Origin of the sequence: Mycobacterium celatum (assembly GCF_002101595.1) — a bacterium.
GTDB lineage: Bacteria > Actinomycetota > Actinomycetes > Mycobacteriales > Mycobacteriaceae > Mycobacterium > Mycobacterium celatum.
On record NZ_LQOM01000037.1, the window covers coordinates 1 to 24,658 of the forward strand.

Consider the following 24,658-nt stretch of genomic DNA (forward strand, 5'->3'; position numbering starts at 1 on the left):
CACCGGCGCCTCACACCCCGCGAGCCAGCCAACCCCGGCCCTCGCAACCGAATAGGAACAAAACTTGGGGTACTTCACTAAGTCGTTCTGCGGCCGTACAGGCCAGTGGTTGGCGGCATAGCCGCGAGCAAGATGGGCTCTAGCATTTCTGTCACCGACCCCTCATTACCCGTGGAGGTAGAACCTACGTCAGCAATCGGGTGCGGGATCCCACAGCCAGCCGCGGTGAGTTTGTCGGTCAGCTGCACATGCCAGTAGTGACCAATCCGTACCGCGCCAAGCGAAGACGGCGACCTGCCCGAATCGTCGGCCCAACGCCCGGGCTTGCCCATCGTCGAGGCCGAACACGGCACGGCTGTCTTCGCGATGACGGCCGTCGAGGCTCGCCCCAACCGCCGGCAGCGCTTGCAGACCAACGTCGCGCAGCTCGCGGTCCAACACGGCCATCCGCGCGATGTTCTCCCCGTTATCCGGCTCGGCCTCCGGCTGAACCACGGCGATGACGTGCAGCGGCCCGAAAGGTGGGGTCTCCTCACCAGTTCCGGGTGCAACGGGAAGGACGGTCCCGCTGCAGTTCGGTCCGCTGAACTGCACCACGGTCCTCAAGTAGTGGCGCCAGGGAAACTCATTGCGGGCCAACAATGTCAGCCGCGCGGGGGTGGTCCACTCGAAGTCGTCGTAGGCCGGGATCACCAGTGGGCTCTCGACACGTAATGCTCAGGGCGGATGTGCTTTTCCCCGGACCAGCGGTAGGCGGTCAGTGTCCCGCCCATGACGGCACTGAAATCCACACACGCGGTGTAGTCCGTCCAGTCGCGCCCGCGTTGGGGCAAACCCTGCCGCCAGTAATGGCCGTAAAACACTGGAATTTCGTCGGCGTAGACGTACGAGTGGGTGCCCTCCGGCAGAGTAAGTTCGGGCAGCTGCGGGTACGGCTCACCGGACGCGGTCCTGAATTTGGCCCCTGTTTCGGCGATCTCGCGAAGCGTGCGGGCGCTGCTGTTCCACCATTGGACTCGCGCATGGTCCCGCGGGGTGCCGTCCTTGTCGTAGTACTCGGGCTGGCCGTGGTCAACCAGACTGATTTCCGGACCCTTAAGCAGCGTCTCCACCGCCCGGTGCAGCGGATCCTCCTCCTCACGGTTGGCCGCTGCCACGAGATGATCCGGCTCAGTGAACGGGGTGCTTGAACCGCACCGCTGCTGGACGAGCGCAATCGAATCGTCATGCCAGCAGGCGTGTACGACGCGTAGCTCGCCGAGATCCAGCCAAAGTGACATGGTCTTGAACCAATCAAGGTAGAGGCGGCGATCAGCGCCGGTGACCTGATCGAGGAAGGCTCGGTGCTGCCTGGTGTTCTTCTCCGACCAGGGGCTCTCCGGGTCGTCGTGTGCACGCAGATATTTTCCACTGCCGTACGGCCATTCGGTGTGGTAGGCGATCGCGTTGAATTCGTGATTGCCCATCACAATTTGGGCGCTGCCCTCGTCGACCATGGGCTTGACGAGTTGCAGCACGCGAAGTTGTTCGTCTCCGCGATCGATGAGGTCGCCGACAAAGATGGCCTGCCGACGAGGGTGCCGATACCCGGCCCCGCCGGCTTGCCGGTAGCCGAGTTCAACCAGCAACGCTTCGAGCTGGGTGGCGCATCCGTGGATGTCTCCGATGATGTCGTAGCCCTCCGCCGCGGCGTTGGCCATGGCGCACCTCCTGTCGTGATACCCGATCGACCGTTGAACTTGGCGAGAATCATTCCAGTATCCACTGACAAGTACGTCAGCAGTTTTGTCGCGAGCGCACCGCCCTGGCTGCGGCGCCCACGGACATGGAGCCAGTTGCAGCCCAGGCATTCAGCCTTCGCACCTGGCCACCTGGCGGTCGCGTTGGAACTGTTCCGGCAGAGTAACTTTCGGCGGCCTGACACTGGTGGCCCTCACTCCTCGGCGTACTTCGGCACACCGCCGCCGACCAGGTACCCAGTCTTCGGCGTCGCACTGAATGGATCGACCCAACTTCGGAGACGGGCCAACTCAGCCGCGAAGGCGATGGAGGCGATCGAACCGCTCTTGGTCGCGGCGAAGGCGCTTTGGCCGACCGCTCGGGCCGCCGCATCAATCGCGTCACCCTCGGTATCGATGTCGGCGGACCTCCTCGCGTGTAATGCGGCGTTTCTGACCGGGTCGCTGCCATCACCGCTCATGAACCCGGCCTTAGCGAGCACGGCCACCGCACTGGCGGGGCCGCTGCCACTGAGCCGCAGCTCGCTCGGGTCATCCACGTTCGCCTGATCGCGGAGCACACGTACCGTCTGCTCCGCGACCTGATTCAGTTGCTGACGTGAAACTTGGACGGCCGCGCCATCCTCGTCACTCCATGACAGCGCGCCGACACTGAACCATAGGCGGCCGGCGGCATCGCAGCGGAACTCCACGAGCGGAGGTGCCACCGCAGACTTCCGCGAGATGGTGAAGACATCCCGGGAATGCAACATCCCCGCGAGGTACGCCGCGACGAAAGTCTGGAACGATCGCCACTGGTCGTCCGAAGTGAACTCACTCATAAAACGCCACCCTTTCTCTCGCGTATCCTGCGCGCGTCGATGGCCTCACGACGCACCTCCGGGGTGGGATGCAGTCGCCGCAACGCCCTGCGGAACTCAGCATTCGGGTTTGCCTCCTGCAGAACGGCGAGCACGTCGCGCAGCGCATCGTCAATGTCGCTGTGCTGCTTTCGAGCTCCGTAAAGTGCCGCGATGGTCGGCGTGCGACTGTATGCCTGAACGCAGTGCAGGAACACCGTGCGGCCGTCGGCTCGCAGTTTCTCGATGGCTCTAACGGTGTCGAGCAGCACGAAGTACAGGTTCGCGTTCTTGCCCGGCTCGTCGATCAGGCGGACGTCGAGGTGTTCGGCTCCGGCCGGCACATGCTCGTCAGCGACCCGACACAGCGACACGACCGCATCGATCTCCGTAGACAACTCCAGCAGCGCGGCGATACCGCCGATCCATACACCCTCGTCGTGGGGATGCCGAACAGCCTTGCGGGCTTGCGGAAAGCCGCCGTAGGTGTAGTCGAAAATGTCTAGCTTTCCCTTGTCAATGATCTTGTCCGCCAGCTGGATCAGGCCGCGGCTCGTCAGACCGGGCCAGCCCTGCAGCATCAACCGCCAGTGCGACGGCACCGCTGAGGCACCGTAGGCCGCGCCAAGCAGGCCGCCCGCGATGGCGGCGACCGTGTCGGTGTCCCCGCCGCCGCGCACCGCGGCTTCCAGCGCCAGCCGCAAATGATCGACACGGAGCACCCCTGCCGCGGGATCCTCCTGTGGAACCGGTGTGCAATGTATCGCCGACCAAGCCCCCTGCAGTGCCGCAACCACCCAACCGTTCTTGTCTGCGAACGCCGCAGGTCCCGACTTCTCCGCCTCATCTAGGCGTGATGCCCACAGGCCGCGGCGCTCGTCGTCGATGTGCCGCAAGCCGATTCGTGCGTCCATCTCCCCCGTCAGCACCGCGTGGCGGATCGCGGCGCACCACAATACGCAGGCGTCACCGGCTTCGGGGTCGTAGTGAGTGAGCTCGCTGATCACGCGTGCCGCCTTGACCAGACCCGCCTCATCGTCTAGGAATGCGAGTGCCACCGGTGCGGTGCGCATCAGCGACCCGTTGCCCGCCGTGCGCCCAGTGCGTTGGTGCAACGCAGCCGACTCATCTCGTGCGGCTTGCGCGGAGATACCCCGCTGGCCCGCACCGGTCAGAACCGAGCGTGTTTGCACACCGACATCCGGTGCGGTTCTGGACCACTCGCGCCAACGTTCGACGATGTGGTCCAGCGCCGACTCGGAGCACAGATCAGTTCCCGTAGCGGCAATCTCGGCGATCGCGATCGCCATCGAGGTGTCGTCGGTCCACTCGCCGGGCTTGAACGGGCCTAGACCGCCGCCGACCATTGCGACCGGCTCATTGGACGCGCGCGGGCGGCCGAATTCGTAGCCTGCGCCCAGTGCATCGCCGGCAGCGGTGCCGAGCAGTGTGCCGCAGGCCCGATCACGTTGTGAGGTAGTCAGTTCCATAGGTTCTCTCCTTCAAAGCAGTAGCGGTAGAACGGCAACGGGCAGCTCCACGGCAGGTCATCGGTGTCGCCGTCCGGTACGGCGTCGAGATCGACCAGCCAGCGCGCCGGCACCGTGTAGCCGTAGTAACCACGCATCGCCCGTTCGATGAACTGCCGGGTGCTTTCTGCCGGATGCCGGGAAATCGGTGGTACGCATGGCGTCACTTTGCCCGGACTGGCGAGGCTGAAGAGACCGCCCGAAACCACAGACAGCACATGGTATTTCGGCTTCCATTGCGCATCACTGCCCACCGCCCGGCGAAGACTGCTGGGAACGTGATACCAGAGCGTCAGTTCTAGGTCGGCGCCCTCGATGTCGACGCGACCGTCGTCGTAAACAGCGACCACTTCGACCTCGATGACCGGTTGGCCGGGCTCATGCGATTTCTTGGCCTGGATCCAGTGCGGGCAGTGGCCAGGCCGATACGAGGCGCAGGACATTGCAGTACTCCCGATAACTCGGGCCTCCGTCGCGGGAGGCGCTCTTGCCGGTGCCGGTTGGCGTCGGCCGCTTCGTCATCCGAGCCACCCACGAGCGTGGGGTTGGCGTGCCGTCTAGTCGGAGCTTGGCGACGACATCTCGTGAAGCAAATTCAGATTATCGCACCGGACCGACAACCGGGGCCGAATTCGGACTGCGGCAGCGGATTTCTCACATGCGGGCCTCCGCCCCCTGGTCGTAGCGACCGTTGAGCAGAGCCGACACCGTCGTCGGCCGCCAGAGGTGGCCTTTAGCGGTGCGCTGGCCCGCCGAGTTCAGAACACGCGCCGTGGCCACTTGCGTGACGCCGCATCCATGCACGAGCCAACGGACGTAGCGCTTCAGCGCTGGCTGCCGCTGCGCCCAGGGCGCCGTCGGCGCCGGAAGCATCGGCGGCAAGGCGCTTTCCGTGCGCGGACCAGCATCGCTGCCCATCCCGCGCTGAGCCCCTCGCGTCCCCGGCGTGACGGGCGCGGCGGCACCGGCGGCAACCAAGGCTAATTCGATTTCACGGCCAAGGCTTTCGGCTCCGACCGCAGCCAGGGCTGCGATGTCGAGTCCGTCGACGGCTTGGACTTCGCGTCGGAGAGCGAAGTCGATTTCGCTGGAACCGCCAGCCGTCGGGCATGACGCGAGTTCCCGACCGAATCGGAGATTGAGGCCATGGCGCTGCAGCACCAAACTCAGCCGCCGCCAGTGCTGCTCACGTCCGAGATCCGGCCCCAGGAAGGGCACCCAGATGTCCATGCGGTCAGCGATTGCGCGACCCAGCGCTGAGACAACGGCATCGACCTGAGTTAGGTCGTCGCTCGCCATCGGCACTCCCGGCGAGAACGAGAACGCCTCTTCGATGGCGCATCCGTGGTGCGCGGCAAGTTCGGACAAGTCGTCGCGGTGGCGCAGCACAGTGTCATGGTCGCCGAGCAGAATGACGTGAGATTCCGCTGGCGAGTGGTCGGGGGAATGCGCCATGGATACCTCCTGATGTTCGAACCTCCGCTGTGGAGGCGCTCTTACCGGCCGTTGGAGCCGGCCGCTTCGTCATCCGAGCCACCCACGAGCGTGGGGTTGGCGCGCCGTTCAGTCGGAGCTTGGCGACGGCGTCTCATGAAGCTGAAGTAAACGTAGCGCGAGGCACCGACAAGTCCTGGCCAGAGCGTTGCCCCCGCCGGCCGCTGGCCGGCGAGTGACAACTACTGCGGAGCTTTTGGCAGCAGCGCGGCCACCATGGTGCACAGGTGCTCGATCTCGGCGGACGAGGGCTGCATCTCGTAGGCGTGTACGTGGCATGCGTTGCTGAGACGGTTCCACGCCCGCGCGACACGGTCGGCTGCCTCGTCGGTATCCAGCGATCGAAGCACTAGGAGTCGGCTGCGTGCGGTCGCCGACGGAACCGACGCACCGAGGTCGGCGCAGCGTTGCTCGATGATCTCCTCCAACGCCTGGCGGGCAAGGAATGCCGCTAGCCGCGACGACAACCCTTCGACATCGGATCCGCTGAGGATTCGCTGGGCATGGCCGAGTAGTTCTACAGCGCTCATCGCAAAGCCAGCACCTCCGCGACCGTCCGTTCGAGGTCACGCGCGTCCTCAATAGAGACCGCACCGGCGTTCCCATGCACCGCGTTGCTGATCTTCAGCGATCGCCTGCGCGCAGGCTTGGCATCGAGCCAGCTCGTCAGATCGGCGGCAGGGTCACCGTGGACGACTAAAGCCAGCCTCGTGGCGGTCTTCTTCGCGGACAGCCACCTCTCCTCGGATTCCGCTCTGGGTCGTCCTGCCAACGCCTGCTTGGTGTAGTACGCCTGCCGCGCGGCGGATTCGAGCGCCATCCTGAACAGACCGGGTGCCACCCGCTTCTTGACGTCGTCGGGCATGCGGTCGTCTTTGATCAAGGCAAAGACATCACTCACCTGCCGGAGAGCTGGATTGACGTTGTCACGCAAGGTAATCCGTGATCCGGTCTCGCGTACAACTTCGACCATACGCGCGTCCGCACCGGTTTCTCGGATAACCGAGGCGAGCCGGTCATCGTGTGAGAAGACGACTACTTGATGGGTCTGCGCAATTTCGGAGAGCACCCGGACGAAGCCGTCGATCTTGGCGGGGTCCATCGCCTGGATGGGGTCGTCGAGTACGACGAATCGGAACGGACTCTTAGCGGTAGTGGCGCGCGGGAGGAAAAGCGCCAATGCCAGGGCATGCAGTTCGCCCTGGCTCATCACCGATAGCGCTTTGGTGGGCTCGCCGTCCACGGAGCCGCCGAGGACCACTTTGCGCCGGTTTGCGGTTCCTTCCAGGGTGATGTCATCAAGGTCGACGTTGCTTTCTTGACGGAGTTGACTCCAAATGTGCCGTGCTTGTGCAGCAATGGGTTTCAGTCGCAGATTTCGAAATAGGCCGGCGTGATCGGCCACCCACTTCTTGGCATCGGTCAGGGTCTTGACGGTGCTGTCAAGGTCGCGGGCTTGCTCTTCGAGGCGCACCCAACCGCCGAGCTGGGCAGCCAATGGCGCCCAGGCGCTCTCCCGTCGCGCCAACGCGGCGTCTGCCTCGGCGCGCAGCGTCTCCGCGGCAGCGATGACATTTGTCAGCTTGGACTCGAGGTGGTCCGCCAGCGCGTTGTCGTCTGCAGGTACCTGCTTGGCGGCGGTGACGGCGCGGTTGTATCCGGGCACCGCCGGAAGGTCGACTCCGGAGATTTCGTCTGCTGAGCGCAAGCCGGTCAGGAGAGCCGTCGCCACGGAGCGTGCGGCTGTGAGTTCTTTTGTTGCAGACCGGTATTCGGCTAACTCGCCTTGGCTTCTGGCGACGAAGTCGCGCGTCCGCATCGCCCAGTCGGCATCTAGTTGGCCCTGTCCGCAGACCGGGCATTCGGTGTCACCGGCGTGGTCGTGGAAACGCAAAGCGTCCTGCAGTAACTCCACGCGTTGATCGGCGAGGTCGATCACGGCGGTCGCAGCGTGAGCCGCAGCCTGCGCTGCCGAGCGGAGCCGACTGGTAGCGGCCTCAACTTCATCGAGTGTCGGAGTTTCGAGGTTCGTCAGCGCGCGTAGCACGGGGACTACTTGTAGTTGCGCGTCTCCGGCCCCAGTTGCCAGGGCCAGCACCTCGTCTGTGGGCACACTCCGTTTCCGTAGCAGCGTGGACGCACGCTCGGCGCGCTCGTCCGTGTGCTCGGCGAGCACGGTGAGCAATCTTTTGCGTTCGTGGTCGGCGCGGCTGCGCGTGTCCTTAGTTTCCTTTAGTTTGGCGGCAAGCCATTTCTCAGTGTCGGCCAGCACTTCCAGACCAAGTACCTTGGCAAGTGCGTCATAGAGCACTGACGGCCCACCGTCGAACAGTCGGCCCAGTTCGTCGTAGGACAGAACGGGCCGATACACCTCAAGGGGGCGAGACCACCCGAGGCCATCGGTGCCCTCGACCCGTTTTTCCGTGCCGGTCTGGGTCCAGGATGTGCGAGCCGTCAGCGAGTCCTCTGCTTCCCATTCCATGCCGACGGTAAACGGGCCGGTCCCCTCACGGGTGAACCCGATCAGGATCTCGCAAGGGTTGGAGTGATGTAGGTTCCGCCAGGTTTCAGCCCATAGTGCCTCCTTGTTCCGCCAGCGGTAGCTGGTACCGGTCAATGCCAGCTCAATGGCCTCGGCGAAACTTGACTTGCCGCAGCCGTTTCGGCCGCTGACCACCATCAGTCCCGGGGCCGGGTAGAGATCCAGCCGGGCCGCCGGCCCGATACCACGGAAGCCCTCTACCGAGATTGCGGTGAGAAAAGTTGCCGCCGGATCGGCTTCGTCTGACCCGACGGTCTGTCCGATAATCTCGGCGAGCGCTTCCAACACGACGTCTTTGACGGTGGTGTCGACCGCAAAATCGTCCTCAAGCATCTCCAAGATGACGTCTTGAACGGAGCGGTCCACTTGTTCGACAACCGGTGGCGCACTCAATTTGTGCTTCCTTCGCTGAAGATCAGGCCATTGTCGGATTGCCGTAGTAACCCCTTCGCCAGTGCGCGTTTGAGCGCAGCCTCCAGGCGAGAACCGACAGACTGCGTAATTCTGCGTCCTCCAAACAGATTGAGCGCTTCCCGCTTCAACTCCTCGGCTGCGATCCCCCCAGCCTGTTCGGCGACCACGATCATTGCGTTTCCGATCTCGATGAGGCAGACCTCTTCGAGCGCACGACTCGAACCATCCCGAGGACAGCGGATAGTCCGCCACGCCTGGGGGTCCAGCCCGGGAGGCCAGTAGAATCCCTCCTCGTCATTGCGGGTGTACTCCGACGGGACGACGCGCTGGATGGATCGCCGCCGTTCCTCGCTAACCCGGTTCAAACCGAATGCGCCAGCGACAATCTTGGCTAAGCGATCCGGGTGGATGGGAGCCTCGGCATCGATCGCGGCGTGAATCGCCATGCGGACTTCTGACTTCGCCCATGAATCGGGAAGGTGATCGAGCGTGCTGACATCACCACTAACCTGCGGAACCCACTCGTGGTAGTCCCGGATCATCGGATGCCGTTTGATTTCCTGCGGTCGAGTCGGCGCCACGGCAATCTTGGTCGATGCGACAACCGTTGGCGCGACCTTAATCGGCGTCGGTTCCGGTGCTCGCCGTGAAGGATCCGGCTGAACGTCGTGCCGCAGTACCCGTTGCCTTGCCTCGTCCACCGTCTTCCGGACGCGGGCAACGATCTGTTCCTTGTTTCGCAGCCACCCCGGCAGCCAAATCCGCTCTACCGCAGGCCAGTGCATCAGATTCTCCAGGACGTCGACCGGTAGCCCATCACGGTCGGCGGCCGTCTTACGGGAATACCAATTGGGCCCGTCGAGCAGAACGGCGACCAGCGGCTGCTCGGGATTATCGGGGTCCGCGATAACGAGGTCGACTCTAAAGTCGGAAAGCCCTACATCTGTTCGCACCGGTAGCCCTTCAGCCCGCAGCGCCTGGGCAATGTCATCGCGATGCCGGTCGATCACCGGCAGGCGTCGCCCACCTTCAGAGAAGGCCTGCACCCCATGGGCTGCCATTTCGAGATAGGCCTTGAGGTGCTTGGTGCCGACCTGCGTTGTCTCTTCGGCACGCAGCGCTTCGGGGTCGAAACTTGAGTACAACACGACCTCGCGACGGGCACGCGTAACCGCCACATTGAGCCGGCGTTCGCCGCCCGGTTTGGATAAGGGGCCGAAGTTCAGCGGTACCACGCCTTTGTCGTTTGCACTGAATGCAACCGAAAACAGGATGGTGTCCCGCTCATCACCCTGCACGTTCTCGAGATTCTTGACGAATAACCCATCGGGCTCATCCAGCGCCTGCAACAGTCGTTCATCACCGCTGTCCCGCAGCAGATTTTCAATCAGATCACGCTGCTGCGCGTTGAAGGTGATTACACCCAAGGACGGTGGCGCCCCGGGTGACGCAGAGAATCGTTGGCGAATATCCGCCACGATCTTTCCTGCTTCCACACGGTTGGTGCGCAAGGCTCTTCCGCGGCCGGTCCGGTCAAAGACGCCGTTGACGCGGATCAGCGAAATGCCGTGTCCAGCAGCAGAAGTCGTCGTACCCAGCGGCGCCGGGAATGACGCGAGTCGCCCTTCGTAATATTGATGGTTGCTGAATGCGATGAGCGACTCATCTTGACTGCGGTAGTGCCATGACAGCCATTGCCGCGGGACCTGAGCCTGTACGCACTCAGTCAGGATCGACTCCTCGTCAAACACAACGTCAGGGTTGTACTCGTCCTCGTCTTCGAGGCTTGCGTTCGCCTCGGCGAAGCTTGTCGGCGGCATCTGCTTGCTGTCTCCGACAACGACGACCGCCTTCGAGCGCCCCATCGCCCCAACGGCGTCGGCGACTCTAATCTGCGATGCTTCGTCGAAAACTACGATGTCGAAGGTTCCCTGTTGGGCCGGGAAGAACCGAGCTACGGAATCAGGGCTCATCAATGTGCACGGCAGAATCTGAGTGATCAACTCGCCGTAATTCTCCATCAGCATGCGCACGCTCATCCCACCGCGCCGGCGTTCCAACTGCCGTCGCAGACCACCGATTTGACCACTCGCCGTATTGGCATCGAACCTTCTGTTGCCGACCACGCGAGCCGGAATAGCCCTGGGTAACTCATGGCGTATCGCGCGAGTGCTCTCGGTGAACCGTCGTATTGTCTTGCTGTGCGCGACCACGTCGAAATCGTTAAGTGCGCTTGCTTCCAGGCGTTCTGAGACGGAGGCGATAGCTGTCCCGCGGTCGAACGCCAGTGCAGCGTCTTCAGCGGCAATCTTTCCTCGGAGGATGGCAGTCCTGGCGGACTCCATTCCGGCGCTCCGCAATGGTTCCACATGTCGGATCAAGTCGATCCAGCGCTCGAGAGTCGCGGCCGTTTCCAGCCGGCGATGTGGTCGCGTGGCTAACCACTGCGCGATGAACGTTTTTCCATTGCCCCAGGCCCGTTGTCTTCTAACCGAAGCTTCGGTCATCTCCTCGAGTGCCTGCCAGGCGGCTGCGAGTCGCATAAGCGGCTCCGCCAATGTTCCGGCCGGTGTTCGCGCGTAGTACTCGCGCAGATCACAAACATGGGGGTCGTTCGGTTCCGCGCACAACGCGGAGGCAGTCCAGCTGACCGATTGCAACCCTCGTCTCAGTTGTTGCACATGCTCATCGATCAACGGGTTCCACCCGGCGCCCACAAGGGTCACCGGCAGTTTAGCGACGCAGCACCGCAGGTTGGTAACAAGTGCGTGCGTCTGGGCGATCTCGGCAGCCGTTGACGACAGTGATTTGAGATCAATAGCTTTGGGATCCACTACCAACACATCCATCAGCTGCGCGAGGACCGCTCTGCGCCGTTTCTTTCGACCGAAGAAGCTCGAATGATCGGCGGCGACCGTCGCTTCGTGGATCGCTGGTATGTCGAGGTCCATTGCTGCGGGACTTGCGATCGCCAACCAACCAGGCTGCGCATCGGATGTTTCCGCCATCGACTGGCGGAGGGCTTTCAATGCGCTTTGCCACGCGTCGCTGTGGAGCTTATCGAGGGCTGCAAGCGCGTGACGGGGCGCCGTCGCGAGCTTAGCCCACTGGTTCATTGCGGCCGACGTCTCAGTTCGGCTGAGCTGGTCAAGCCCGACGCCACGTTGCAACAAGTCTTCGAGCGCCTTGTCAAACTCGACCGCGGCGGCGTGAACCTTGACCACATCCAGCTTGTTTGGTGAATCATCGATGAAACCCCACGCGTGGTTTTCACCTGGACGAGCCAGGTCAGCCTTCTCGGGAAGTTCACGAAGGGCACGTCCAATTGCGTCAAATGTTTCGGGGGCGCCGCTGGCGACGAGGTCGTGCGGAACATCTAATGGTGGGACTTCTTGGTCAGCCGCCAATTCCGAAGTCCTCGCGGTGTACAGGGATTGCCCCGCAGCGTTTAATTCATGCAGACGGTCCGCATAGCGCGCAAGGCTTCTGCGAGTGGATACGGCAGTCTCAGTCTGAGTACGCAGAAGATCCGTGTCCTGACTGACCCGAAGGTCGAGCGCCTCCTTGATTTGAGCGCGCACCGCCGCCGGCCGCGCAGATTTGTCATGAAGGTTGAGCGAAAGCTCGCCTAAGCCAACGGCTTCCAGGCGCTTCTTCACGACTTCAAGCGCGGCCCGCTTTTCAGCGACGAATAGCACGCGTCGCCCCGACGACATCGCATGGGCCAGCAAGTTGGTGATCGTCTGCGACTTCCCGGTGCCGGGAGGCCCCTCGAGCACGAAAGTTCGCCCGCCAACCGCTTCTGCGACCGCCCGAAGCTGTGACGAGTCAGCGGGAACGGGCAGCATCGAGCCCAGGTCGTCGAGATCGACCTCAGTAACCTCGCTCACCGGATCGACATACTGATCGTTCGGCGTCTCGATAAGATGAGATACCAAACTGTTGTGTGACAGCAGCTTCCACGACTCGTCGAGGTCTTTCCACAAAGGGAACTTGGCGAACTGGAGTATCGACAGATGAACCGATTCTTCGACACGGAAGTGCAGTCCGGCCTCGGCGATTGCGCGACGCACTGCGTTGAAGGTCTCACTGAGATCAATGCCAGACCCATCGTCCGAGGGGTTCGCCAGACCAGGGATCTCCAAACCAAATGCCACCCGAAGCTTTTCAACAAGGCAGTAATTGGGCGTCGAAGCTCCCATTTCATCGATCGTGAGAAGGTACTTTTCACCCAGATTTGCGGTCGACATCGACACCGGTACCAGCACCAGGGGCGACCGCAACTCCCTGTCGTTGAACCGCCAGCTCAGCATTCCGAAAGCCAGATACAGGTTGTTAGAGCCTGTTTCCTCGACAATGGTCTTGGCCTTGTACGCCAAGTACCGCAGCTTGCTCTTGTACGACGCACTGCTTATGTCGATGTATGCGCTGTGCTTCTCGGCTAGCAGAAATTCCCGTTCCTGCTCGGGTAAGTCTCGCCCGTAACGAATGCCCCGCGCGAGATCGATCTCGTTGATCGCGTCTGACGCCAACAGCGCGATGCGCGCCGACGCGTTGACCATGTCTTCGAACCGGCCGGGCGCCGGCCCTGGCACTTCGAGCCGGTATCCGGAACGCTCGGTGTAGTTGATCAGCTTGTTGCGCAGGCTCAGGTCCAGCAGCGCGTTCTTCCATTGGCTCACCCGCGCCGGTACCGCCTCGAAGTTCCCACTCGGCTTAGTGCCTTGGGTGGGTGTATACGGTGCCACCACGCGCTTGGGCGCAGGTTCGTATCGGGTGACAACGACGTTGCCCTCCCCGTCGACCGTTCTGCTCGGCAAGGGAAATATTTGCGCCTCGCGTGCCTGGCGGATACCGGTTACACCAACAATCGCGGACAAGTCATCCGAGAGATGTTTTGTCCGTGGCGCATTGACAGCCTCAGTGAATGAATGCGGTTCCTCGCTAGCGGTCACCATCGTTGTCTCGACAAGACGGATGTGCCCCAGATCAACCAGATTCACCGCGTCCACAACGTCTGTGGACGAAACCGTGGCGAGGCTGGAATCGATCCGCCAGTAGCCCAGGAAGGCGTGGTTCTTCAGCACCCAGACCGTCGAGTTGATGCCGGCCTGTTCGAGCGCCGCAGCCATCGTCAGTGTTGTATCCAAACAAGTTCCGAGCCGGCGTTCGAGAACCTCGGCGGGTGTGCGGACCTTTTGGCCGTCAAGGCCCCAACTGGCGGGCGGTTCGGCGTAGCGGATGTCCTTCGCCCGCATGGCTTCGAAAACCGCCTGCGCGATCGCATCCACTCGATCGGGATTTTCGCTTTGATATCCGTCGATCGCGGGATTTCCGGTCAGTGCCTTCAGGCGGTCGGAGACCTCTGTCATCAGCGCTGCTATCGCAGCCGAGTTGGGCTGCACATGCGCGGCCAGCATCTCGAGAGCGAGTTGAGGAGGTACCGCCTTCCACTGGTTGGCGGCCAGAATGTTGACGTTCTTCAGCGCTTGAGCTAGCACGTTTCGAGCGGCGTCGCGCAGGACCACCCGGATAGAACCAGGGCGTTGCTCGTCAATCCGTAGCATTGACGCCGGGTCGAGAACCAGGTCGATGTCGCGCAGAATGGTGGGCTTGTGTGCGGCGAGGTCAAGGTACACCTCTCGGGGTCCTCCGTGAGAGCCCTCGGCGCTCAGGACGTCGACTTCGACGACGGCGCCGTGTATCTCTCCACCGACGTTGTCGACGGTGACATGGTCGATCACCGGCACGCGGCAATGCGCCATCGCGTAACTCAAGTCAGTGACCGCTTGTAGTTCGATCCGCGGCGCGGGCTCTTGGTGCTGCGCGGGCGGCACCTGAGGTGCCGATACCGCGCTCGCGTCGATTGATTGCTCGGTGGCTGGGGCCTCCCTCGTGACGGGTTCAGCGGCGGCATGCTGTCCACGGCTGGGTGCGACCGAGGCCTTCAATTGTGCAGCTTGACTTGCCGCCGTCGCGGCGCCCACAGAACGCAGCAGCAATTCGACCGTGTCGATCGCCCTATACGCCTCAGATTGGGTGAACGCCTCGTTGTGGGCCCATCGGTTGCGCACATCGCGTAACTCGCTGGCGTAGTTCTGCCCCTGCCGCGACAAATGCTGGCTGAACGGGTAACCGAGCTCGCCGAGCCGCTCGGTCATCGCCCGAAGCATCAAGGACAAATCGCGGTTTCGGTACATGCCGACCCGCCGGCCGACGGCGAGGTCCTTCCGACGAAGAAGCTCGGTCCACTCAATGCTGGGCGGCAGAGTATCTGCAAAAACTTGCTCAACGAACGGCGTCAAGCCTTGGACGAGGATTCCCAGCGCATCGCCTACTGCCGAGTGATGGTCAGCGTTGTCCATCGCGTGTTCTCCTGCTTGAGGTGTCCTCGAGCCACCGGCGGTGTGCCGAGGTCTCAGCAGCATAAGTCTCCGCACTGACAGTCGGGGGCGCATTATGCAGCACGAAGGCGCCGGCTTCGCGTCGGATTCCGGTACATAAATAGGGCTCCCGATCGAATGGGGACCAGCACCTCTGTGCGGGGCTGGGTTGGGATGGACCGAACCGGCGGCGTTTAAGTCCGCATCCGGAATTAACCATCTGCGTGCGCGTGTCGGCTCCGTTAGTTTCACTTCCAATCAACTCACAGCGACGCCCCGTCGGCGCCGCCGCTGGAGGTGGGGTTCGGCAACGCTGGGCCGCATCTGTGGCAAACAAGCGCGGATCTCGACACGGCGATACATACCGCGCCGTGCAGGCGACGCCGTCGGGGCAGACGTTAACTTTCCGCACCGAATGACGGTGGTGCGGAGGACTCGGCGAAGCCCCACAGGATGTTGCGGATCGCGGAGAGTGAAAAGGTGATGTCGCCGCCAGTCCGCACGAACGACTCCGGCAGATACGTCTGATCGGTGGGCCGGCCGTCGACGCTCAGCCCATCGATGTACTTCAGCCCGCTCGATGCGCCCGGCGCCGAGATTCGGATGAATTTGTCTGCAGGAAGCCGAATCTCGACGCGATCGAACAACGGGGTGTTCGCCGTGAGAAGCGCGGTGCCCGGAGTAATCGGATACAGGCCCAGAGCGGCCCAGACGTACCAGCTCGACATTGCGCCGAGGTCGTCGTTGCCCGGCTCACCGCCCGGCGTAGGGCCGAACAGTTCGCGGCGCACCCGGTCGACCGTCTCCTGGGTTTTCCACGGTTGACCGACGTAGTTGTACAGCCACGGCACCCCGAAGTTCGGCTCGTTGCCGAGCCACAGATTCGGCTCGTCGGGGCCCGCGTTGAGCCCCGTCGTGAACCGGTCCAGCCGCTCGGCCACCGCCTCCCGACCGCCCAACGCGTTCACCAGCCCGGCGATGTTCTGCGGCACCATCCACAGGTACTGCTCGGAGTTGCCCTCGTCGAATCCGTCCTCCCCAAGGTCTGACGTCGGCCCGGTGAACCCGGGGTTGTCGAGGAATGCCCCGTCGTCGCCCCGCGGCGTGATGCGACCCGTGGCCGGGTTGAACAGGTTCTGCCAGAACTGTCCCCGGCGCAGGAATTCGGCTCCAATCGCCTTCTCGCCCAACGCATCCGCGATTCGTGAGATAGCGAAGTCGTCCACCGACCACTCCAGCGTGATCGAGGCCCCATCGATCCCGTGATCGCCGCGGAACTCTTCGGTCTGCGGCGCGTAGCCATGCTCCAGGTAGCTGGCGATTCCCGGCCGCTCCATATAGCCGCCCCGCCCCACACCCCCGTCGGTCGCGCCCTTCACCATGTAGTACAGCGCCCTTTTGGTGTCGAAGTCCTTGGCGCCGAACGCATACAGGCTCGCGATGAGCGGCACCACGTTGTCCCCTGTCATCTCGCCGGTCGCCGAATTCGCCAGCGCCCAGCGAGGCAGCGATCCGCTCTGCTCGGCGTCATTCACCAGCGACTGTGCCATGTCGCTGGCCCGATCCGGGAACAGCAGCGCCTGCAATGCGGCCAGACAGCGGTAGGTGTCCCAATCCGAGAAGTTCGCGTACCGCGTGTGCCCGGTGGCCACGGTATGCACCACGCCGTCGAAACCGAGGTAGCGTCCGTCCGCGTCGTTGAACGTGTTGGGATGCAACAGCGATCGATACAGCGAGGTATAGAAGGTCTCGATGTCGGCGCTATTGCTGCCCGCCACCGCCACCCGCGACAGCACGGCGTTCCACTCGCTCGACGCGGCAGCACGCACATCCTCGAAACTCCCGCCACTCTCGGCGGCCAGGTTGGCCCGCGCCCCCTCGACGCTCACATACGACAGCGCGGTCCGCACCTCGATCACCGAGCCGGCCGGAAACTCCACGTACCCGCCGCTGCTCCACGAATCCGCTTGCCGGGCACCAGCGAAGACCGATTCGCCGTCCCAAGTGCCGAACGACGTGAACGGCTGGCTGAACCTCATCGCGAAGTACACCGTGTAAGTGTTGTCCCTGCCGCAGAATGCTCCGGTGGTCGCCGAGCCGGTGATCGTGGTGTTGTCCGCGCCGAGCTGGATGCTCGCCGCGTAATTGCCCGCCAGCGACCCACCGGACCGCACATGGAACAGTGCGGGCCGACCGTCGTCGGGATAGCTGAACCGGCCCACACCGGTGCGAGTGGTGGCGGTCAGCTCCGCCGTCACTCCGGTATCGGGAAACCGCACCGTGTAGTAGCCGGGCACCCCGATCTCGGTGTCGTCGTGGGCGATCGTCTCCCAGGCGTACCAGGGCTGCGCGCCGATCGGCGTCGTCGTCGGCAGCATCGGGAGGTCGCCGAACGCCGCGCAGCCCACCGAGGCGTGGGTCATGGAAAAGCCGGTGGAGCGGTCGTTGTCGTGGTCGTAGCCGGCGTAGGTGTCGGTGGTGTCCGGCGAGTACTGCACCATGCCGAACGGCACCGAGGCACCCGGGAAGTTGTTGATCTCTCCCCACGTCTCGTTGCCCGTCCCGGTGCCGTCGAGCGTGTCGACGTGCTCGACCGGGTTCGCGACGAAGGCGGCCTCTTCGGCGTGCACCATCGGCGTCGGCCATACCGTCAGGCAGACAACCGCCAGCGCGGCGATGGCCCTTCGTGACCGCATAGCTGTCTCTTACTGCATACGTGTCACGACCGGGGGGTTTTCGGCCTTACCTGCAGCCCGCGCGCCGCTGGCGCGGATATTTCAGGCAATATTCGGCTGCGCCGGCTGCTTTTTCGCAGGTTCAGAATCAGGTGCTTCACCGAATCGGGCCAGTACCAGTGCTCCGGCAACTGCTATGGCGAATCCCGCGAAAACCATCCAGCCGAGGCCGCCGCGAGTGCGGTCACCCAGCCAAACCACTCCGACCAGCGCAGGCCCGATCGTTTCTCCCACGACCATTCCGGCGACGGCCGTTGTCACCGATCCGCGGTTGAGGGCAGACGTCAGCAAGAGAAACCCTGCCGCCCCGCCGGCGAGCACCGCGTACAGCGCCGGATTGCCGTAGAACGTCGCTTTGGTGGGATCGATGGGATCGACCAGGCGCACGCCGACCTCGACGACACCGAAACCGCATCCGGCGCCGACCCCCAGCGCCAGCGCGCGCGAGCGGTCGCCCAATCGGCCTCCCGCGACGCCGGCGAGAAATATCGCGACGACCACGCCCAGTAGCCCCCATGCGAGTCCGGCCGGGCCGTGCCGGGAGCTCTCCGGTCCGGCCGCGAACCCGAGCATCGCGAGCCCCACACAGACGACGCCCACGGCCGCCCACTCGGTTGATGACAGCCGCGCCGACAGCAGCCACGCCGCCACGATGGCCGTGACCGCCAGCGAGGCCGCTATCGCCGCAGCGACGACGTAGATCGGCACCAGGCGCAGCGCCACCACTTGCAACAGAAAGCCGAGGCCGTCAAGCCCGAAGCCCGCCAGGTAGCGCCACTGCCGAACGGCGCGCAACAGCAACACAGCGTCGACACCCGAGCCGCTGCCGACTTCCACCGATCGCGTCGCCACGGCCTGCAACACCGTCGCCGTGCCGTAACACAGCGAGCAGCCCAGAGCGAGCAGTAACCCGATCAGCACACACCGACCTTAGAAGGCAGGTCGGTTGGCTACACACCCCAATGCTGAAAATCCTTGTCGCGCAGGGATGCTGCGCTCGTCACCACAATTCTCGACATCCGGCGGACTGGACGGCCCGGCGTCGCCAGGCTAGGACACGTCGGTGACGAGTGCGGCTATTTGCTTGACGAAGCCCTCAAGGTCGCCGACGTCGCCAAGCCGGGCGATCACGACCTCGTCCGACACCTCGACATATTCGTGGACGAGAACGCTTCGAAAGCCAACAGCTTTGCGCAGCGGTTCGGCCAGGTCAGCCGCGAGGACACCATGCCTGCCGAGCAGACGCATCGCGTCGCCGTTGTCGGCCGGCGGGCCCCAACCCTCCGCGGCACAGATGTGCTGCGCGATGTCGATGCACGCCTCAATCGCTGTTACGAACGTGTACTTGATGCCGCGCAGCCAAATCGGGTCCGCACGCCGAGCGTCGTCGGCCGCCGATTCTCGATGCAGTATTGCCAAGTCGTCGGTGACGCCCCGCAGCAGCCGCAAGACTCGAGTCTCATCGACCACGACGCACCGCTTCAGCGAACTCGCGGTGTGCCCTTGTGATTCTCGGCAGTTCATCGAGGTAGATCTTGCGGGTCGTCGCTTCCCAAGCCACTCGCCTCGCGCGATCGGTCTCGAAAAGAAGTTTTCCGCGCATCGCGACGCGGCCCGCAAGTTCAAGGGGAGCATTGTCCAGGACCAGGAGGTCAACACCGCTGGGCAACATAATCTCGAACGCCTCAGGTTGCTGCGCGCCGAAGTACGCAGCGATGTCGATGTCGGAGGTTGGCCGAGCCGAGTTGTCGGCACGGCTGCCATGCAGGTAGGCGAACACCGCGCCGTGTCGCCGCAGCGCCTCGCTGGCCTCGGCGGTTCGCTCTGCGACATCGCTCACGTGGGCAATTGTCTCATCGCTGCCCGGCCGCACGCTAAGGATGCGGTCATGGCGAGTTCCGTGGAACGACCACCCGCCTCCCAGGGTGATCCGCACCGCTTGGCAGACTGGTCGCCATGGCACAGATCACGTTGCGCGGAAACCCCATCAACACCGTCGGCGAGCTGCCGGCCGTCGGCTCGCCGGCGCCGGACTTCACGCTGACCGGCACCGACCTCGGCGCGGTCAGCAGCGACCAGTTCCGTGGTAAGCCTTTGCTACTCAACATCTTTCCGTCCATCGACACCCCGGTCTGCGCGACCAGCGTTCGCACCTTCAACGAGCGCGCCGCCGGAAGCGGTCTTTCCGTGCTGTGCGTCTCCAAGGACCTGCCATTTGCCCAGCAGCGGTTCTGCGGCGCCGAGGGCATCGAGAACGTCACCACCGCATCGGCGTTCCGCGGCAGCTTCGGCGACGACTACGGCGTCACCCTCACCGACGGCCCGATGGCCGGGCTGCTGGGGCGGGCCGTCGTGGTGATCGACGCGGACGGCAAGGTCGCGCACACCGAGCTGGTGCCCGAGATCGCCCAGGAGCCCAACTACGACGCGGCGCTGGGCGCGCTGAGCTAATCGGTCTGCCGGGCGTCACACGCCCGGTTAAGTTGTTGGACCATGCGAGTCGACGGGCGCGAGGTCGCCGTTTCCGGCAGCCTGCTGCAACCGCTGACCCGCCGCACCAACGACATCCTGCGGCTCATCCTGGCGGCGCTGTTCCTGGCGACGGTGATCACCAGCTCGCTGATCACCCGCACCCAGTGGGTCGCGCTGGAGAAGTCGATCTCGCAGATCGTCGGGGTGCTCACCCCCGCCCAGTCCAATCTGGTGTACCTGATCTACGGCATCGCGATCCTGGCGCTGCCGTTCGTGATCTTGATCGGGCTGATCGTCGCCCGGCAGTGGAAGCTGCTCGGCGCCTACGCGGCCGCCGGCATCCTTGCGATCCTTGCGCTGTCGATCAGCGGCAAGGGCATTGCCGCGCCGCGGTGGCACTTCGACCTCTCCGACCGGCTGTCCACGATGCTGTCGCAGTTCCTCGACGACCCGCGGTGGATCGGGATGCTCGCCGCGGTGCTCACCGTGTCGGGTCCCTGGCTGCCCGCGCGCTGGCGACGCTGGTGGTGGACACTGCTGCTGGCCTTCGTGCCGATCCATCTCGTGGTCAGCGCGATCGTGCCGGCCCGCGCCCTGCTGGGGCTGGCGGCGGGGTGGTTCGTGGGCGCCTTGGTGGTCCTGGTCGTCGGGACACCCGCGCTGGAGGTGCCGCTCGACGGCGCGGTCCGCGCGCTGGCCCGCCGCGGCTTCGTCGTGTCCGCGCTGACGGTGATCCGGCCGGCCGGGCCTGGGCCGCTGCTCCTTTCGGCCCAATCGCACGATCCCGCGGTGATCGAGCTGTACGGCCCGCACCAGCGAAGCGGCGGCGCGCTGCGCCAACTGTGGCGCAAGCTCCGTCTGCGCGGCACCGAGACCGCGCCCCTGCACGCCTCGATGCGCCGCGCCGTCGAGCATCGCGCTTTGATGGCCATTGCGATCGGCGCGGCCGGTGTGGCAAACACCTCGACGGTTGCCGTCGCGTCCCTCGAGCGCGGATGGACGCTCTACGCGCACAAGCCCGTTCGCGGTAAACCGATCACCGAATGCGCGACGACGACGCCGGTCACCCGGGTATGGGAATCGTTGCGGCGGCTGCATGATCAGCAGATCTCCCACGGCGACTTGCGCAGCAAAGAGATCACGGTCAACGACGGCACTGTGCTGTTCGGCGGCTACGGCAGCGCCGAATACGGTGCCACCGACGCCCAACTGCAATCCGACATCGCTCAACTGCTGGTGACAACCTCGTCGCTCTACGACCCGCAGTCCGCGGTGGCCGCGGCCATCGACACCTTCGGCAAAGACGCCGTACTGACCGCGTCGCGCCGACTCACCAAAACTGCTGTGCCCAAACGCATCCGGGACTCGGTGCCCGACGCGCGGAAAGTCATCGCCGACAGCCGCGCAGAGGTGAAGCGCCAAACCGGGGCCGATCAGATCCAGGCCGAAACGATCACCCGGTTCACCCGCGGCCAGCTCATCCAACTGGTGCTCCTCGTTGCGCTCGTCTACGTCGCCTACCCGTTCATCAGCACGGTGCCGACGTTCTTCTCGGAGCTGAAGACCGCCAACTGGTGGTGGGCGCTGCTGGGGCTGGCGGTCTCGGCGCTGACGTATGTGGGTGCGGCCGCCGCGCTGTGGGCCTGCGCCGACGGATCGGTGAGCTTCGTCAGGCTGTCAATCATGCAGGTGGCCAACACCTTTGCCGCCACCACGACCCCGGCCGGGGTCGGGGGGCTCGCGCTCAGCACCCGCTTTCTGCAGAAGGGCGGGCTCAGCGCTCTGCGTGCCACCACGGCGGTGGCGCTGCAGCAGTCGGTTCAGGTGATCGTGCACGTCGTGTTGCTGATCATCTTCAGCACCGCCGCGGGCGCGGGAACCGACCTGTCGCACTTCGTTCCGAGGGCGACGGTGTTGTATCTGATCGCCGGTGTGGCGCTGGGCATTGTCGGCGCGTTCTTGTTCGTGCCTACGCTGCGGCGCTGGCTGGCGACCGCGGTGCGCCCGAAGCTTGCCGAAGTTTCCCGCGACCTCGTCGAGCTCGCGCGCGAACCGCAGCGCCTCGGGCTGATCGTACTCGGTTGCGCCGGAACAACTCTCGGCGCGGCGCTGGCACTGTGGGCCAGCGTCGAAGCGTTCGGTGGGACCACGACGTTCGTCACCGTCACCGTGGTGACGATGGTCGGCGGCACCCTCGCCTCGGCCGCCCCCACTCCCGGCGGCGTCGGCGCCGTCGAAGCCGCACTGATCGGTGGGCTGGCCGCCTTCGGCGTCCCCGCGGCCGTCGGGGTGCCGTCGGTGCTGCTGTACCGGGTGTTGACGTGCTGGCTACCGGTTTTCATCGGCTGGCCAGTGATGCGCTGGCTGACCGACAACGAAATGATCTGAGGGCGACTACAACCGCCGGTGAAGTGCGCGGGACACCCCGCCTCAGTAGCGTCATCGCGGGTGCTCCGCCTTAATTCTTGACAATACGCAAGAGAATGGGCATTGTGAACAGCGACATTCACCACATCGCCAAGTGGGCAGTGTCGCAAGGCTGGCGAGTCGAGGACGATAGCAAGGGCTATACCCGCTTTCATGACCCGCACGGCAATTACGTGGCTGCGTACCCGGCGACACCGAGCAACCCGCGCCGACGGATGCACGACCTGCTGGCAAAGCTGAAAAAGGCCGGACTGACGTGGCCTGCACCCAGCAAGAAAGAACAACGCACACAGCGCAAGAGAGGAGTGACGTGACCGCCGATTGGGTTATCTCACTCACTTTCGATCTCGACCCATCGATGGAAACGATGGACCGCTGGGAGAGCAACCTCAGCACGGTCGACGGATCGGTCGCACGCATTCCGGGCCGTGGCATTGACGTGACTGTATATGCTCCGGGATCACTTGGCGTGTTAGATGCGGCCGCGAAGGCAGCAAGCAAGGTCGCCCATGTCGTAAATGCTGAGCCGGTCGGCATGGAAATCTTGCGGGAAACTGAGTGGCGGCGTCGAGCTGAGGCACCGACTATGCCCGAGCTAATGTCCGCGACGGAGATCGCCGAGGAACTGAGAGTGTCGCGTCAGCGGGTACACCAGTTGCGTGAATTAACTGCGTTCCCCGCCCCTTTAGCTGAGCTGCGTGGTGGCGCAGTTTGGGACGCGGCAGCGATACGGAAGTTCGCGCAAGAGTGGAAACGAAATCCCGGCAGGCCCCGCGCCGGGGTGCATTAACAGCAAATTGCCTGCCGATTGGAGATGCGATGCCGGTTATCACAGTGCGCAACTTGCCCGCAGAGGTGCACCGCGCGCTTAAACTGCGCGCCGCCCGGCAGGGCCGCAGTATGGAAGCCGAGGCGCGCGCCATCTTGACAGAAGCGGTAAAGCCAGAGCGGCGCAGCAAGTTTGGTTCCGTACTTGCCGACATTGGTCGCGAGGCCAAACTCACCGATGAGGAGTTTGCCGTCTTTGGGCAGCGCGAGAGAACACGAATTCAGCCGGTCAGCCTGCAATGATTATCGGCGTTGCCAATTCCTACAACCGCTGCGCGGACACAAACAGACTGCGCGGCGACGAGTCCTCGATGTCGGCGGGCGGGCGGCGGTAACTGGCCATCAACTCCTCGGCCGGGACCACCGAGACCTCCCAGCCGTGGTCGCGCAGCCAGTCGCCGACGTCGGCGCGGTCCTCGAGGTACCACAGGTCCTGCACGTCGGGAATGTCGCGATGCTCGCCCAGCCTGGCCGCGAGATCGCGGATGCGCTGCATCTGCTCACGCTGGCGCGCATGAACCTCCGGGTCGTTGAAACCGGGGCCATGCGCCTCCACGGCGATACGGCTGCCGGGTGCGCTGAGCGCGGTCACCCGCTCGAAGAGCAGATCCTGGGCGGCTGCCGGCAAAAACGGCAGCAGCCCCTCGGCCGACCAGACGCTGGGCGCCGACGGGTCAAAACCCGCGTCCTGCAATGCCTTCGGCCAATCCTGGCGCAGGTCGACGGCGACATTGACCAGCTTGGCCGTCGGCTCGGCGCCGTGCTGCTGCAGCGTCGACGACTTGAAGTCCAGCACCTTGGGCTGGTCGAGTTCGTACACCGTCGTCCCGTCCGGCCACGCCAAGCGCCATGCACGCGAATCGAGGCCGGCCGCCAAGATCACCGCCTGGCGCGCCCCGGCCTTGGTGGCCGCAAGGAAGAACTCGTCGAAAAACGCTGTGCGCGAGGCCATGTAGTTGCGCATTGACCGCATCCGCAGCGGCAGGTCAGGCTCGGCCTCGACGATCTCGGGGGGCAACTCGGGCCCCGCGAACCAATTCCACATGCCCTCGCCGGCCGCGTCGAGGAAGACCCGCGCGAACGGGTCGTTGATCAGCGGGTCCTCGCTCTCGGTGTCAGCGGCGCGGGCCGCCGCCACGCCCAGCGCCGTCGCGCCCACGCTTTCGGTGATGTCCCAGGTGTCGTTGTCGGTTCGTGCCATGGCCTCGACCGTACGCGAGCTTCCTGTGAGTGTTTCAATTGTTTCAATCGATGGT

At 64.2% G+C, this 24,658-nt stretch carries 17 protein-coding genes, 2 pseudogenes and 2 riboswitches; of the genes and pseudogenes, 5 read left to right on the plus strand and 14 right to left on the minus strand.

Features of this window, described 5'->3' with window-relative positions; genetic code table 11:
• Window positions 1-189: 189 nt before the first annotated feature.
• From AWB95_RS16235 to mntA, 13 genes and pseudogenes are all read right to left on the minus strand, one after another.
• The gene (locus AWB95_RS16235; RefSeq protein ID WP_062539332.1) at window positions 190-693 is read right to left on the minus strand and encodes a DUF3293 domain-containing protein; all 504 of its coding nucleotides are present in this window, start codon (window positions 691-693) and stop codon (window positions 190-192) included.
• Window positions 690-1,700, minus strand: a complete 1,011-nt coding sequence (locus AWB95_RS16240; RefSeq protein ID WP_062539331.1) for a metallophosphoesterase — start codon at window positions 1,698-1,700, stop codon at window positions 690-692. The genes AWB95_RS16235 and AWB95_RS16240 overlap by 4 nt, the downstream gene beginning before the upstream one ends.
• Window positions 1,701-1,933: 233 nt before the next feature.
• The gene (locus tag AWB95_RS16245) at window positions 1,934-2,560 is read right to left on the minus strand and encodes a TY-Chap domain-containing protein (RefSeq protein WP_062539330.1); all 627 of its coding nucleotides are present in this window, start codon (window positions 2,558-2,560) and stop codon (window positions 1,934-1,936) included.
• Complete coding sequence (locus AWB95_RS16250) at window positions 2,557-4,068, minus strand: ADP-ribosylglycohydrolase family protein (protein ID WP_084707021.1); 1,512 nt, start codon at window positions 4,066-4,068, stop codon at window positions 2,557-2,559. Before AWB95_RS16250 ends, AWB95_RS16245 begins: the two co-directional genes overlap by 4 nt.
• Window positions 4,059-4,457, minus strand: a complete 399-nt coding sequence (locus AWB95_RS16255; protein ID WP_139818504.1) for a hypothetical protein — start codon at window positions 4,455-4,457, stop codon at window positions 4,059-4,061. Before AWB95_RS16255 ends, AWB95_RS16250 begins: the two co-directional genes overlap by 10 nt.
• Window positions 4,458-4,585: 128 nt before the next feature.
• Window positions 4,586-4,697, minus strand: a riboswitch (SAM riboswitch).
• 64 nt (window positions 4,698-4,761) lie between these two features.
• Window positions 4,762-5,562, minus strand: coding sequence for a hypothetical protein (locus tag AWB95_RS16260; protein ID WP_062539328.1), 801 nt, complete (start codon window positions 5,560-5,562; stop codon window positions 4,762-4,764).
• A 32-nt stretch (window positions 5,563-5,594) separates the two neighbouring features.
• Window positions 5,595-5,703: riboswitch (SAM riboswitch) on the minus strand.
• An 80-nt stretch (window positions 5,704-5,783) separates the two neighbouring features.
• The gene (locus AWB95_RS16265) at window positions 5,784-6,131 is read right to left on the minus strand and encodes a hypothetical protein (protein ID WP_062539327.1); all 348 of its coding nucleotides are present in this window, start codon (window positions 6,129-6,131) and stop codon (window positions 5,784-5,786) included.
• Window positions 6,128-8,536, minus strand: coding sequence for an AAA family ATPase (locus AWB95_RS16270; protein ID WP_338016599.1), 2,409 nt, complete (start codon window positions 8,534-8,536; stop codon window positions 6,128-6,130). Before AWB95_RS16270 ends, AWB95_RS16265 begins: the two co-directional genes overlap by 4 nt.
• Entirely contained in the window at window positions 8,533-14,922 is a 6,390-nt protein-coding gene (gene proA, locus AWB95_RS16275; protein ID WP_062539326.1) for an anti-phage protein ProA, read from the minus strand. The genes AWB95_RS16270 and proA overlap by 4 nt, the downstream gene beginning before the upstream one ends.
• 419 nt (window positions 14,923-15,341) lie before the next feature.
• Window positions 15,342-17,636: pseudogene (locus AWB95_RS16280) on the minus strand (GH92 family glycosyl hydrolase); the annotation flags it as partial.
• A gap of 81 nt (window positions 17,637-17,717) precedes the next feature.
• Window positions 17,718-18,596 (minus strand): DMT family transporter, encoded by an 879-nt coding sequence (locus AWB95_RS16285; RefSeq protein ID WP_062539325.1) that lies wholly within the window; start codon window positions 18,594-18,596, stop codon window positions 17,718-17,720.
• Window positions 18,597-18,725: 129 nt separating this feature from the next.
• Window positions 18,726-19,145 (minus strand): type VII toxin-antitoxin system HepT family RNase toxin, encoded by a 420-nt coding sequence (gene hepT, locus AWB95_RS16290; RefSeq protein WP_062539324.1) that lies wholly within the window; start codon window positions 19,143-19,145, stop codon window positions 18,726-18,728.
• Window positions 19,135-19,515, minus strand: coding sequence for a type VII toxin-antitoxin system MntA family adenylyltransferase antitoxin (gene mntA / locus AWB95_RS16295; protein ID WP_099539564.1), 381 nt, complete (start codon window positions 19,513-19,515; stop codon window positions 19,135-19,137). The genes hepT and mntA overlap by 11 nt, the downstream gene beginning before the upstream one ends.
• A gap of 116 nt (window positions 19,516-19,631) precedes the next feature.
• Between mntA and tpx the strand changes: the two genes are divergently transcribed.
• From tpx to AWB95_RS16320, 5 genes and pseudogenes are all read left to right on the plus strand, one after another.
• Window positions 19,632-20,126: a thiol peroxidase gene (gene tpx / locus AWB95_RS16300; RefSeq protein ID WP_062539322.1), complete on the plus strand. Its 495-nt coding sequence runs from the start codon at window positions 19,632-19,634 to the stop codon at window positions 20,124-20,126.
• A gap of 42 nt (window positions 20,127-20,168) precedes the next feature.
• The gene (locus AWB95_RS16305) at window positions 20,169-22,535 is read left to right on the plus strand and encodes a lysylphosphatidylglycerol synthase transmembrane domain-containing protein (RefSeq protein ID WP_085168409.1); all 2,367 of its coding nucleotides are present in this window, start codon (window positions 20,169-20,171) and stop codon (window positions 22,533-22,535) included.
• 104 nt (window positions 22,536-22,639) lie between these two features.
• Window positions 22,640-22,888, plus strand: a complete 249-nt coding sequence (locus AWB95_RS16310) for a hypothetical protein (RefSeq protein ID WP_062540788.1) — start codon at window positions 22,640-22,642, stop codon at window positions 22,886-22,888.
• Window positions 22,885-23,355 (plus strand): annotated as a pseudogene (locus tag AWB95_RS16315) (hypothetical protein); the annotation flags it as partial. The gene AWB95_RS16310 and the pseudogene AWB95_RS16315, both read left to right, overlap by 4 nt.
• A gap of 38 nt (window positions 23,356-23,393) precedes the next feature.
• Window positions 23,394-23,645, plus strand: a complete 252-nt coding sequence (locus tag AWB95_RS16320; RefSeq protein WP_062540787.1) for a FitA-like ribbon-helix-helix domain-containing protein — start codon at window positions 23,394-23,396, stop codon at window positions 23,643-23,645.
• 19 nt (window positions 23,646-23,664) lie between these two features.
• On the opposite strand, the gene AWB95_RS16325 is transcribed toward AWB95_RS16320, so the two are convergent.
• Window positions 23,665-24,603, minus strand: coding sequence for a class I SAM-dependent methyltransferase (locus AWB95_RS16325; RefSeq protein ID WP_085168410.1), 939 nt, complete (start codon window positions 24,601-24,603; stop codon window positions 23,665-23,667).
• Window positions 24,604-24,658: the final 55 nt, after the last annotated feature.